Origin of the sequence: Hydrocarboniphaga sp. (assembly GCF_028291725.1) — a bacterium.
GTDB lineage: Bacteria > Pseudomonadota > Gammaproteobacteria > Nevskiales > Nevskiaceae > Hydrocarboniphaga.
Map to the genome: position 1 here is coordinate 127752 of NZ_JAQGNT010000026.1, position 11826 is coordinate 139577.

General features: G+C 64.9%; 11 protein-coding genes. 9 read left to right on the top strand and 2 right to left on the bottom strand.

All coding sequences use genetic code 11. The features are described 5' to 3' along the window. The first annotated feature begins 118 nt into the window (after positions 1-118). The 3 genes from JWQ90_RS07300 to kdsA all read left to right on the top strand — a co-directional run bounded on the left by JWQ90_RS07300 (position 119) and on the right by kdsA (position 3417). A complete protein-coding gene (locus JWQ90_RS07300) occupies positions 119-1777 on the top strand; it encodes a CTP synthase (protein ID WP_299691427.1) in 1659 nt (552 codons plus the stop codon). 31 nt (positions 1778-1808) lie between these two features. After that, complete coding sequence (locus tag JWQ90_RS07305; protein WP_299691430.1) at positions 1809-2474, top strand: TetR/AcrR family transcriptional regulator; 666 nt, start codon at positions 1809-1811, stop codon at positions 2472-2474. A gap of 106 nt (positions 2475-2580) precedes the next feature. Beyond that, complete coding sequence (gene kdsA / locus JWQ90_RS07310; RefSeq protein WP_299691433.1) at positions 2581-3417, top strand: 3-deoxy-8-phosphooctulonate synthase; 837 nt, start codon at positions 2581-2583, stop codon at positions 3415-3417. A gap of 78 nt (positions 3418-3495) precedes the next feature. On the opposite strand, the gene JWQ90_RS07315 is transcribed toward kdsA, so the two are convergent. Beyond that, on the bottom strand, positions 3496-6309 hold the full coding sequence (locus JWQ90_RS07315) for a M4 family metallopeptidase (RefSeq protein ID WP_299691436.1): 2814 nt from the start codon (positions 6307-6309) through the stop codon (positions 3496-3498). A gap of 233 nt (positions 6310-6542) precedes the next feature. On the opposite strand from JWQ90_RS07315, the gene eno reads away from it, so the two are divergent. From eno to JWQ90_RS07340, 5 genes are all read left to right on the top strand, one after another. Further along, on the top strand, positions 6543-7829 hold the full coding sequence (gene eno / locus JWQ90_RS07320; RefSeq protein ID WP_299691439.1) for a phosphopyruvate hydratase: 1287 nt from the start codon (positions 6543-6545) through the stop codon (positions 7827-7829). A 2-nt stretch (positions 7830-7831) separates the two neighbouring features. After that, a complete protein-coding gene (locus JWQ90_RS07325) occupies positions 7832-8110 on the top strand; it encodes a septum formation initiator family protein (RefSeq protein ID WP_299691442.1) in 279 nt (92 codons plus the stop codon). 51 nt (positions 8111-8161) lie between these two features. Next, positions 8162-8896, top strand: a complete 735-nt coding sequence (gene ispD / locus JWQ90_RS07330) for a 2-C-methyl-D-erythritol 4-phosphate cytidylyltransferase (protein WP_299691445.1) — start codon at positions 8162-8164, stop codon at positions 8894-8896. Between the two features lie 5 nt (positions 8897-8901). After that, complete coding sequence (ispF, locus tag JWQ90_RS07335) at positions 8902-9399, top strand: 2-C-methyl-D-erythritol 2,4-cyclodiphosphate synthase (RefSeq protein WP_366919460.1); 498 nt, start codon at positions 8902-8904, stop codon at positions 9397-9399. A 62-nt stretch (positions 9400-9461) separates the two neighbouring features. Continuing rightward, positions 9462-10103: a TetR/AcrR family transcriptional regulator gene (locus JWQ90_RS07340; protein WP_299691451.1), complete on the top strand. Its 642-nt coding sequence runs from the start codon at positions 9462-9464 to the stop codon at positions 10101-10103. Between the two features lie 325 nt (positions 10104-10428). Here JWQ90_RS07340 and JWQ90_RS07345 read toward each other — a convergent pair whose 3' ends face one another. Further along, positions 10429-11010 carry a Smr/MutS family protein gene (locus JWQ90_RS07345; RefSeq protein WP_299691453.1) on the bottom strand — a complete coding sequence of 194 codons (582 nt, stop codon included), beginning with the start codon at positions 11008-11010 and terminating at the stop codon, positions 10429-10431. Positions 11011-11066: 56 nt separating this feature from the next. Here JWQ90_RS07345 and surE point away from each other — a divergent pair, with 56 nt between their 5' ends. After that, the gene (surE, locus tag JWQ90_RS07350) at positions 11067-11813 is read left to right on the top strand and encodes a 5'/3'-nucleotidase SurE (protein WP_299691456.1); all 747 of its coding nucleotides are present in this window, start codon (positions 11067-11069) and stop codon (positions 11811-11813) included. Positions 11814-11826: the final 13 nt, after the last annotated feature.

An 11826-nucleotide genomic window follows, 5' to 3' on the forward strand; every position in this document is an offset into this window, starting at 1 on the left:
CGGATCGAACGTTGGGGTTCGCTGCGCTCACCCCAACCTACGGTGAAGCCGGCGGTTCGTGGCAGTGGTAGCGCCCATGCCGTAAAATCCTCCAAACCCCCAGCCTGTCCCCCATCTCATGCCGAGCGTGAGTTCTACGCGTTTTATTTTCGTGACCGGCGGCGTCGTGTCCTCGCTGGGCAAGGGCATCGCCGCCGCGTCTTTGGCCGCCATCCTCGAGTCGCGCGGGCTCAAGGTGCGGATGATCAAGCTCGACCCTTACATCAACGTCGACGCGGGCACGATGAGCCCGTTCCAGCACGGCGAGGTCTTCGTCACCGAGGACGGCGCCGAGACCGATCTCGATCTGGGCCATTACGAGCGCTTCCTGCGCGGCAAGACCAACCGCCATTCCAACGTCACCACCGGCCAGATCTATCGCAACGTGCTCGAGAAGGAGCGCCGCGGCGAGTACCTGGGCCGCACGGTGCAGGTGATCCCGCACATCACCGACGAGATCATGGCGCACATCCGCAAGGGCTCGGAGGGCGCCGACATCTGCATGGTCGAGATCGGCGGCACCGTCGGCGACATCGAGTCGCTGCCGTTCCTCGAGGCGATCCGCCAGATGGGTTTCGAGCTGGGCCGCGAGCATGCGATGTACATGCATCTGACGCTGGTGCCGTTCGTCAAGGCCAGCGGCGAGCTGAAGACCAAGCCGACCCAGCACTCGGTGAAAGAGCTGCGCGGCATCGGTATCCAGCCGGATCTTTTGGTGTGCCGCTCCGAGAAGGCGCTGCCGGATTCCGAGAAGCGCAAGATCGCGCTGTTCACCAACGTGCCGTATAACGCGGTGATTTCGGCGATCGACCTCGACGACATCTACAAGATCCCGTCCTGGCTGCATCAGCAGGGCATGGACGACCTGGTGGTCAAGCACTTCGGCCTGGAGACGCGCCGCGCCGACCTGTCGAGCTGGGAGCGCGTGGTCGAGGCGCGCGATCAGCAGGACGCGGAGGTGAGCATCGCGATGGTCGGCAAGTACGTCGATCTGGCCGACGCCTACAAGAGTCTCAACGAGGCGCTGTACCACGCCGGCCTGCACACGCATACGCGCGTCAAGATCCGCTACATCGAATCCGAAACCCTGGAGCACCAGGGCACGCGCGTGATCCAGGGCGCCGACGCGATCCTGGTGCCGGGCGGTTTCGGCGAGCGCGGCATCGAGGGCAAGATCCTGGCCGCGCGTTACGCGCGCGAGAACAAGATCCCGTATCTGGGCATCTGCCTCGGTATGCAGGTCGCGGTGATCGAATACGCGCGCAATGTCTGCGGCCTGGCCGGCGCGCATTCCACCGAGTTCAACCCGGGAAGCAGCCATCCGGTGATCGGCCTGGTCACCGAATGGATCGACAAGACCGGCAAGGTCGAGCGCCGCGACGAGCGCTCAGACATGGGCGGCACGATGCGCCTCGGCATCCAGAACTGCCGGCTGCGCAGCGGATCGAAGTCGCGTGCGCTGTACAACGCCGAGGTGATCGCCGAGCGGCATCGCCACCGCTACGAGTTCAACAACAACTACCGCGACGTGCTCAGCGAAAAAGGCCTGGCGATCGTCGGTGTGTCGGAGAACGAGGAGTTGGTCGAGATGATCGAGCTGCCGGACCATCCCTGGTTCGTCGCCTGCCAGTTCCACCCGGAATTCACCTCCACGCCGCGCGACGGTCATCCGCTGTTCGAGGGCTTCGTCAAGGCCGCGCGCGAACAGCACCAGGCGCATCGCGTCAACGTTGTATAGCGGTTCTCAGACTGCCGGCGACGCTGAGGATATGAGCCCGGCTTCCGAAGCAGACCGGGACCTGGTTGCGCCTGATTCCGGTGCCGAGCCGACCCTTGAGCGTAGCCGGCGGATCGTCGAGGCCGCCTACGAGCTGTTGGGCGAAGCGGGGCTGGAAGGGCTCACGATCCGCGCGGTGCTGAAGAAAACCGGATTGTCGCGGCGGGCTTTCTACGAGCGCTTCGCCGGCAAGGACGAGTTGATGCTCGCGGTGTTCGAGCGGACCATTGGCATGGCGGCCGAGCATTTCGGCGAGCAGATCAAGGTCTTGCCCGATCCGCTGCGGCGGCTGGAGCTGATCGTCACGCATATCAGCCTCGGCACGCGTGTTTCCGGTTCGGACAACGAGACCAGCGATCGCCGCGGCGCGGCGATGAGCCGCGAACACTTGCGTCTGGCCGAATCGCACCCGGCCGCGCTGCAGGCGGCGCTGCGTCCCCTGCTTGATCTGATCGCGCAGCAGCTGTCGGCCGGCATGGCGGCCGGCCTGGTCAGGCACGGCGCTGCGCCGCGGCTGGCGACACTGGTCTACAACCTGGTTTCTACCACCGTGCACACCGAGCTGCTGTCCCGTGAGACCGCTCTGCCCGATCCGCCGGGCCGTCTGCGCCAGGCTGCTGATCTTTGGGAGTTCTGCCGGCGGGCGATCGCGGCTTGAGGCAGCGCACCGTATAGCGCGCCGCAAGCCGCCAGGCGAGCTCCGGGCAGCGAAAGTGCATGGCAGGTAAAATCTGCGCTCTTTCGCTGTAGACAAGGACAAGCACATGAAACTCTGCGGCCGCGACATCGGCATCGATCAACCGCTGTTCATCATCGCGGGCCCGGACACGCTGGAGTCGCAGGAGATGGCGATCGAGGTCGCCGGCCACATTGCCGAGATCGCGAAAAAGCTCGACATCCTGTACATCTTCAAGGGCAGCTTCGACAAGGCCAACCGCAGCTCGCACGAGAGCTATCGCGGCCCGGGCCTGAACGAAGGCCTGAAGATGATGGAGGCGATCAAGAAACAGATCGGCGTGCCGGTGCTGACCGACGTGCACGAAGACACGCCGCTCGATGAACTGAAGACCGTGATCGACGTCATCCAGACGCCGGCCTTCCTGTGCCGCCAGACCAATTTCATGCAGAAGGTCGCGATGACCGGCCGGCCGATCAACGTCAAGAAGGGCCAGTTCATGTCGCCCTGGGAAATGGGCAACGTGATCGCCAAGATGAAGGCGGTGGCGGCCGACCAGTTCCTGCTGTGCGAGCGCGGTTTCAGTTTTGGCTATAACAATCTGGTCGCCGACATGCGTGGCCTGGCGATCATGCGCAAGTTCTCGCCGGTGGTGTTCGATGCCACGCACACGGTGCAGTTGCCGGGCGGGCAGGGCACGGCTTCCGGCGGCATGCGCGAGATGATCCCGGTGCTGGCGCGCGCCGCGGTCGGTGCCGGTGTGTCGGGCGTGTTCATGGAAACCCATCCGCGCCCGGACGAGGCGCTGTGCGACGGCCCGAACTCGCTGCCGCTGGCCAAGATCCAGGGCCTGCTGGAGACACTGGTGGCGCTGGACAAGCTGGTGAAATCCAAGCCGTTGCTGGAGTCCGAACTCGGTGCCTGATGGTCCAGTTGAAATAAGAGGGCGAAACAAAAAAGGGGGCGGCTCAAGCCGCCCCCTTTTGTCAGCCGCCGCTGATGCTCAGGGTTTGACGACGACCTTGTAACCGGTCTTGTAGGTGCCGACCTTGACCTGCATCTCAACCGGAGCGCTCGCGGAAACGGTCAAACGCAGCTGCAGCGTGTCGCCGTTGTTGATCTTTCCGTCCGCAGCGGTAAACGCACCGTCGTTCTTCGAGTAGGCCGCCGACGGATCGCCGCTGATCGACAGGCTCACCGCCTGCGATACACCGGTGATCGTGACCACGTTCGACACCAGCTTGGTGCCGGCCTTGGCTTTCTTCGTGGCGAACTTGAAGGCATCGGGCGTCTTGTCGACCGCCGCGCAGTAGCCGAGCTTCACGTCATCAACGAACCAGCCCACGTTGCCGCCGCAGCCGTCGTTGCCGAATTCCCAGCGGAACTTGACTTTGGACCCGGTCACCGCGCCCAGCTTGGCCAGATCGACGATCGTCGTGCCCCAGCTGCCGGTGGCCTCACCCTGATCGGAACCGGTCCACGCTGCCTGGCCGGCGAGCGGGTTGGTGTTGTTGCCGGTCAATCCAAGCGGGTCGGGCACGCCTTCGATCAAGGGAGCATCGCTGAACGCGCCGCTATGCTGGTTGTAGAAGAACGCAGCCGGCGGAACCACCGCGAACGCCGCACCGTCGATGCTGTACTTCAGGTTGCCACCGTCATAGCCGGCCTCGGCCTGCATGAAGTGGTCGAACTTGAAGTAGCCGGCGTCGTCGGGAACGCTGATCTCCGGAGTATCCATCGAGTAGGAGCCCGAGATGTCGCCGCCACTGGCACAGGTACCGCCGGTGTTGTCGACCGCGAACGCCGCCTTGCCGGTATGCGGTGCCGGCAGCGCGCTGCTGATCACCCAATTGAACTGGCTGGGCGTCGAGTCGCCGGTGGTAGTGCTGCTCAAAGTCCAGTCCGACGGGATCTCGCTGACTTTCTCCCAGGTCTGCTTGAAGGTCGGGGTCTCGGTCAGGCCGGCGGCGCAGAATGCCGGCGTCGAAGCTTCCGGCTGCAGCACCGGCATGTAGTCGCATTTCTGCGCGACCGTCATCGCGTCGGTGTTGCGGAACTCCACTGCCAGCGTCACCTCGTGCACCGCCGAGCAATCGGCCGTGGTGATGACTTCGGCTGACACATTGCCGAACACATCGTTCAAGGGCTGGCCGATCAACTCGGCGCAGGACTGTTCCAGTGCATCGGCGTGCTGCGGATAGTTGGTGGTCGGCGTCTGGTGATGCGTTTCGGCCTGGAAGTAGATATGTGCGGCCTTGACCAGGCCGATGCCCGGGATCGTGTGGCCGTTGAAAGTCTTGCCGTCGACCAGCATCGCGTAGGCGTGGTTGGAGACGCCCGAGTTGGTATGCACGCCGCCGTTGTCGCCGGTGTCGCAATAGTAGTTCGGGGACGTGATCACGCTGCCCGGTGACGGCGTCGCCAAAACCGAGATGCCGAGGATGGGAATGTTGACGCCGAAGTTGTCCGGGTCCCACATGTCGCGCAGCAGGATGCCCGCGGCGACCTCGCTCATGTCTTCGCCCATCACCCAGCGGCTGCCGCCCTGGTCGTAAGTCGTGCCTTCGGTCAGCGTCACGCCGAGTGGCCCTTCGATGCCGTTCACCAGGTCGTAGGTTTCGCCGAAGATGTCTGAATAACTCTCGTTGAGCGCACCGGACTGGTACTGGTAGACCAGGCCATGCGTGTACTCGGTGTAGGCGTGGCTCCACTCGTGGCTGACCACGTCGTCGGCGTCGAAGCCCGGGCAGTAGTTGGTCGAGGTGCCGTCCCAGTAGGCGTTCGGGCACTGATCGTTGACCAGGTAGACGCTGCGCTGGATCTGGTCGGCGGCGGCGATGGCGCCGTCGTCGTAGCCCTCGCGACCAAACAGGTTTTTATAGAGCTTGTAGGTGCCGCCGGCGAAGACATACAGGTTATTGACCGGCAAATCGGCCGTGCGCGTGGACGCCGGGTTGCCCTTGGTGTCGCCCTGAAACGGCGGATCGGCGGGAGCCAGCGGGCTGCCCTCGGTCAGAACCGGCGGCAGGTCCATCGTCGGCGTGTAGATCGCGCGATTCAGCAGCGAGTGGATTTCGTCGATGTGGTTGAGCACCGCGCCGGTGTTGGCATTCAGGATCACGCGCTCGCGCACTGCGTCGCTGCCCTTGACCATGACTTCGTAGGCCAGGAAGTTCTGGCCTTCGATGCCCTTGAGCAGGCCGGTGCGGTAGATCATCAGGCGTGAGGATTCCACCGTCAGCGCCGATTTCGGATGCAGTTTGCGGGTGGCCGCGAGGCCGCGCGCGCGCAGCGTGCCGACTGACAGCTGCGGGCTGATCGACAGGCCGTCGAGGCCCTCGATGAACACGCCATTGGTGCCGGTAATGCCCTTGGCATTCATGTGCACGACGACGCGCGCGCCGAACACCGGCAGGCCCTGGTAGTACTGGTCCAGATGCACATGGGTGCCGCCGTTGCCGTCGGTCGAGACGCGCTTCTGGCGCAGTTCGGCCAGAGGGTTCTTGACGCCGAGCACCGAGCCGTAAATCGACAGGAAGTTCTGCGCGCGCGCCAGCGGCGCGTCGGCCGCATTGTCGACCATCAGCACGCGTTTGGCGGAAGCGTGGACCGTGGCATAGGCGCTGCCGGCGATGCGGTTTTCGGTGACCGCGCCCGAGGCGTTCTGTGACAAGCGCTGCAGGGCTTCGGCCGCCGTCGTCGCCGGACGATCCATCGCGGCGAGACTGATAGAAGGAACTGCAGCCAAACCGGCGGCAGTGGCGGCGAGCAGCAACGAACTTGGGCGCAGATCGCGCCAGAACGAACGGGTATGCATGGGTAGGGAAGGCCGTGTAGTGGAAAGGCGAGCCGAGTATCAGATTGTTCCCGTGCGTCACAGAAGGGGTAAAACCACCAGTGCCGGTTTGGTAAATCCGGCTCTGTCAAGCCCCTGAAACAAATTCGCACGAATCGGCCAGACTGCGCTCTGCATGCGGCTTTTTTGTTTGTCGCCGTGCTCGTCCTCTACAATCGCGCCCTCGTTCCTTAATCCGGCTAACGCTCAGACTCATGTCGAAAATCACGCAAGTCTCCGCTCTGGAAATCATCGACTCCCGCGGCAACCCGACTGTGGAGGCCGAAGTGGTGCTCGCATCCGGTGCCGTCGGCCGTGCCGCTTCCCCATCCGGCGCATCGACCGGCAGCCGCGAGGCAGTCGAGCTGCGTGACGGCGACAAAAAACGTTACATGGGCAAGGGCGTGCTCGAGGCCGTCAACAATGCCAACACCGAGCTGGCCAGGGCGGTGATCGGCCTGGACGCGCAGGACCAGGCGGTGCTCGACCAGGTGTTGATCGACACCGACGGCACTGCCAACAAGGATCGTCTCGGTGCCAACGCGCTGCTGGCGGTTTCGCTGGCCGCCGCCCATGCGGCGGCGGCCGAGAACGGCATGCCGCTGTATCGTCACCTGGGCGGCCTGCAGGCCGAGACGCTGCCGGTGCCGATGATGAACGTCATCAACGGCGGCGCGCATGCCGACAACAACATCGACATCCAGGAGTTCATGATCCTGCCGGTCGGTGCGCCGAGTTTTTCCGAAGCGCTGCGCTGCGGCTCCGAGATCTTCCACACCTTGAAGAAGGTGCTGAAGGACAGCGGGCACAACACCGCGGTCGGCGACGAGGGCGGCTTCGCGCCGAACCTGCCGTCCACCGAAGCGGCGCTGAAATGCCTGGTCGAAGCGATCGGCAAGGCCGGCTACAAGTGCGGCAAGGACGTGTTCCTGGGCCTGGACGTCGCCTCCAGCGAGTTCTACCGCGACGGCATGTACGACCTCGAAGGCGAGCACAAGAAGCTCACCTCGGCCCAGTTCACCGACTATCTGGCCGACCTGGTCAACCGTTTTCCGATCATCTCGATCGAAGACGGCTGCGCCGAGAACGACTGGGAAGGCTGGGCGCTGCTGACCAAGAAACTCGGCCACCGCATCCAGCTGGTCGGTGACGATCTGTTCGTCACCAACACCCGCATTCTGTCCAGCGGCATCGAGCAGGGCATCGCCAACTCGATCCTGATCAAGCCCAACCAGATCGGTACGCTGTCCGAGACGCTGGCTGCGATCCGCATGGCGGTCGATGCGGGTTATTCGGCGGTGGTTTCGCATCGCTCGGGCGAGACCGAAGACTCCACGATCGCCGATATCGCGGTCGGTACTGTCGCCACCCAGATCAAGACCGGCTCGCTGTGCCGCTCGGATCGCATGGCCAAGTACAACCAGCTGTTGCGCATCGAACGTGATCTTGGCAGCCGCGCGCGCTATCCTGGCGCATCCGCGTTCCCGGTCAAGATCGGCTGACTATGCCCAAGTCCGTATTCGCCAGCGCTTTCTTCGCCGTCATGGCCTTGGGCCTGGTGTGGCGGCTGGTCGTTGCGGACGGCGGCATGAACAGCACGCGCAAGCTTCAGGACCAGGTTGCGGACGCGAAAGCCGAGCTCGACGTACTGCGGATACGCAACGCCGCGCTCGACGCCGAAGTGCAGGATCTGAACTCCGGCAAGGCGGCGATCGAATCACGCGCACGTATCACGCTGGGCATGATCAAGCCGGAAGAGACCTTCTATCTGGTCGTCGAATAGGCCGGCGCGGATCGCGTATCCGGCGCCTTCAGCAGGCAGGCCAGACCCACAATGAGTGTTGCCGGACGCAGCAAAAGCGCGTCGAAAAGCCGTTACTGGGCCGTGATACCGGCGGCCGGCGGCGGCTCGCGCATGGGCCTGGCCAAGCCCAAGCAGTATCTGCCGCTGCGCGAACGCACGCTGCTCGAATGGAGCCTGGCGCCGTTCCTCGATTGCGGCTGGATCGACGGCGTGGTGCTGGTGCTCGCCAAATCGGACAGCGACTATGCCAGGTTGCCGGTCGCGCGCCATCCGAAGATGGTCGTCACCCAGGGCGGCGCGGCGCGCGCCGAATCGGTGATGGCCGGGCTCGAGGCCGTCGCCACTTCCACCGCCGGATTCAGCGACATCAGCGTGCTGGTGCACGACGCTGCGCGGCCCTGCCTGGATTGGGCGGACCTGGATCGGCTGCGCGACGAAGCCGACGACGAGCACGGCGGCCTGCTCGCAATCCCGATGGCGGACACGCTGAAGCTGGCCAAGCAGAACCGCGTCGCCGCGACGGTGGACCGCGCCACCTACTGGCGTGCACAGACGCCGCAGCTGTTCCGGCTCGATCTGCTGATGCGGGCGCTGCGCGACGCCGGTGCGCGCAAGCTGGAAATCACCGACGAGGCCAGCGCGATGGAAATCGCCGGCTATAGCCCGCGGCTGGTGCGCGGCCGCGAGAGCAATCTGAAAGTCACGTATCCGGAAGACATGGTGCTGGCGGACTTCTGGCTGCAGCAGCAGGAGCTGCAGCCGTGAGCACGCTGCCGCTGCGCATCGGCCACGGCTTCGATTCGCATCGCCTGGAAGCCGGCGAGGGGCTGCGCCTGGGCGGCGTCTGGATCGCCTGCGACTGGCGCCTGGTCGCGCATTCCGACGGCGACGCGCTGATCCATGCCTTGTGCGATGCCTTGCTCGGCGCGATCGGCGGTGGCGACATCGGCCGGCTTTTCCCGGATACCGACGAACGCAATAAAGGCCTGGATTCCAGCGTTTTTCTGCGCGAAGTGATGCGGCGTGTGGCAGCGGCCGGCTACGCCGTCGGCAATGCCGACCTGACGTTGATCGCACAGGTGCCGCGGATGGCGCCGCATGCGGCGGCGATCGTCGCCACGCTGGCGCGTGAACTCGGCGTCGACCCGTCGGCGGTCAACCTGAAAGCCAAGACCAACGAGGGCATGGGCCATCTCGGCCGCAAGGAAGGCGTCGCCGCGCATGCGGTGGTCTTGCTGCAGCGCGTCAGCCATGCACCTTCCGTCTGATCGCGGCGCGATACCCGCGAACCTGGTATCCGCAGCCGCGCCGCCCTGACTATAATCGGGGAATGTCGAGCGCCATTCTCAAATCAGGCCGTCGCCGCCCCATCCGTGGCGGACGTGATACACGCGAGGAAATCCTCGTCGCGGCCGAAGAGCTTTTGCTGAGGCGCAGTTTCAACGGTTTCAGCTATCAGCACATCGCGGTGCGTCTCGGCATTCGCAACGCGGCGATCCACTATCACTTTCCGACCAAGGAAGATCTCGGTGTCGCGCTGGTGCGCCGCTACCGTCTGCGCTTCCTGGCATGGACCGAAGAAGCCGCGCGCTGCTGCGCAGCGCTGGATCGCCTGGCGGCTTATTTCCAGACCTACGTCGACCACCTCGACGGCCGTCTGCAGATCTGCCCGGTCGGCATTTTCGGCGCCGAATTCGAGGCGATCCCCGACCTGATGCAGCGCGAAGCGCAGATGATGATGCGCGACGTCTACGAGTGGATGGTCAGCACGCTGCAGGACGGCCGTCGCGATGCGTCGGTCTCGTTCAACGGCGACCCGCGCGACAAGGCGATGGAGCTGGCAGCCGCGATGCAGGGTGCGCTGCAGTTCGCCAGCATCGCCGGCCGCGAGCGCTTCGAGCAGGTGCTCAGGCAGATCACGCTCGAGATGCAGCCGGTACCGCGCGCCGTCGCGGCGGTTCGCGCCGCGTAGGGCGGGTCGCGACCCGCCGCTTTTCGCGGCGACGAACGTCAAAACGGCGGGTCATGACCCGCCCTACGTGAGCTAGTGGTCCGTTGCACGTTTGACGGCACATAAAACCGCGTCTTTCGACCTGCGGCGGCGTTGCAAATCCTCGCAATAGCGGTGCTATTGCTGCGGTTTGCGCCTTGCCACAGGCCGAAATCCATCGGTTTTATTTGTGTCGCCAAGCATGCAACGGACCACTAGGTGGCGTAGGTTGGGGTGAGCGAAAGCGAACCCCAACATCGTCGCGGAACCTATGTTGGGGTTCGCTGCGCTCACCCCAACCTACCGCTCAATCCGCGCGCCGCAGCAACACATACACCGCTCCGGTTCCGCCGTCTTCCGGCCGCGCGCTTGCGAAGGCGAGCACGTCGCGGCGCTTGCGCAGCCAGCCATCCAGCAGACGCTTCAGCACCGGCCCCGAGTTCGGCGAGCCATTGCCCTTGCCGTGGATGATGCGTACGCAGCGATGATCGCGATCCGCGCAGCGCGCGAGGAAGCCGACGATCGCGAGCTTCGCCTGGTCGCGGTTCAGACCGTGCAGGTCGAGCTCGGCCTGGCGCAGATAGCCGCCGCGGCGCAGGCGCTTCCAGACGCTGTCCTGGATGCCGGGCGCGCGATAGGTGAGGGTGTCGCCGCTTTCGAAGGTTTCGGGGTCGGGGCCGTCGAGCATCTCGGCGAGCACCGCGAGATCGTCGAGCTGGCCCTGAGTCGGCTGCGTCGAAGGAAGCCTCCGTTGCACCGCTACATGCTGCGGCGGCCGCTGCAGACGCACCCCGGACATCGCGCTGCGGAACACGTCTGGCTGGTCAGCTTTGTCAGGCTCGTCGGGGTGGCTCATCGGATCGTTCTCGATCAGGTTGCGGATCGGCATGAGGGCAGGCTGCACGGGTACACTAGCGGCTGTTACAAGCTCTTCTTTCGAGGCTCATGCGGATTCTCCTTTCGAACGACGACGGCTGTACGGCGCCGGGCCTGCTGTGCCTGCGTGACGTGGTCGGCGCCCGGCATCAGGTTACCGTGGTCGCGCCCGATCGCAACCGCAGCGGTGCCAGCAATTCGCTGACGATCCTGAACCCGCTGCGCGTGCAGCGTCACGGCGACGGCGTGTACTGCGTCGACGGCACGCCAGCCGACTCGGTGCACCTGGCGCTGAACGGCCTGATTGACGAGCAGCCCGAGATGGTCGTGTCCGGCATCAACGCCGGCGACAATCTCGGCGACGACACCTTGTATTCCGGTACTGTCGCCGCGGCGATGGAGGGCCGCTGGCTGGGCTTCCCGGCGATCGCGATCTCCTGCGCGGCTGGCGCACCGAAGCACTACGAGACGGCGGCAAAGATCGCGCTGATGCTGATCGAGCGCCTGCGCAGCCATCCGCTGCCCAAGGACACCATCCTCAACGTCAACGTGCCCGATCTGCCGTATGCGGAACTCGCCGGCTTTGAAGTCACACGGCTCGGCTATCGGCATCGCGCCGAATCGGTGACGCGCGCGGCCGATCCGCGCGGCCGCACGATCTACTGGATCAACGCGGCCGGCCGCGGCGCCGACGCCGGCCCGGGTACCGACTTCAACGCGATCGAAAACCGGCGCGTGTCGATCACGCCGCTACTGGTCGATCTGACACGCCACAGCGCCCTGGAGTCGCTCACCGGCTGGGCAAAAGACCTGTGAGCTTATTGTGAGC